Source organism: Mesorhizobium sp. Cs1299R1N1 (assembly GCF_037179655.1).
GTDB classification, from domain to species: domain Bacteria; phylum Pseudomonadota; class Alphaproteobacteria; order Rhizobiales; family Rhizobiaceae; genus Mesorhizobium; species Mesorhizobium salmacidum.
The window spans coordinates 1-397 of sequence record NZ_JAPYKR010000144.1 but is presented as its reverse complement, the minus strand read 5'-3'; the positions used below and the strand labels follow the sequence as shown (position 1 = coordinate 397).

The window sequence follows — 397 nt, the reverse complement described above, 5'->3', positions numbered from 1 at the left end:
ACAACAAACGCAGACTCCATTCGGCGCTCGGATATCTGAGCCCGCAGCAGTTCGAGGATCAACACATCCGGCAGACTGGCAAATCAGCGGCCTGATATCTGTCCACCCTCAGGGGCGCACTCCAGATCGGGGGTCAGTTTTGGAAGCCGTTTGACAGCCAGAACTTGGCCCCCTCGGTCTTGCTCGATCCAGATGCCGAGAATCTCCTTGGTGCCGTCGGCCAGGATGCCGAGCGCGATGTAAATGGCCTTGTTGCGGACAAAACCTTCATCCCTGATCTTCACCCGGATCGCGTCGAAGAAGACGAGCGGAAAGCAGGCGTCGAGCGGCCGGTTCTGCCATTCGGCCACCTCCTCCAGGACGGCATCGGTCACCGCCGAGATCAGGTCCGGCGACA

1 pseudogene is annotated in these 397 nt (G+C 60.2%); it reads right to left on the bottom strand.

From position 1 onward, the window contains the following. Positions 1–154 precede the first annotated feature (154 nt). Positions 155–397 (bottom strand): annotated as a pseudogene (locus tag O7A70_RS34090) (transposase); the annotation flags it as partial.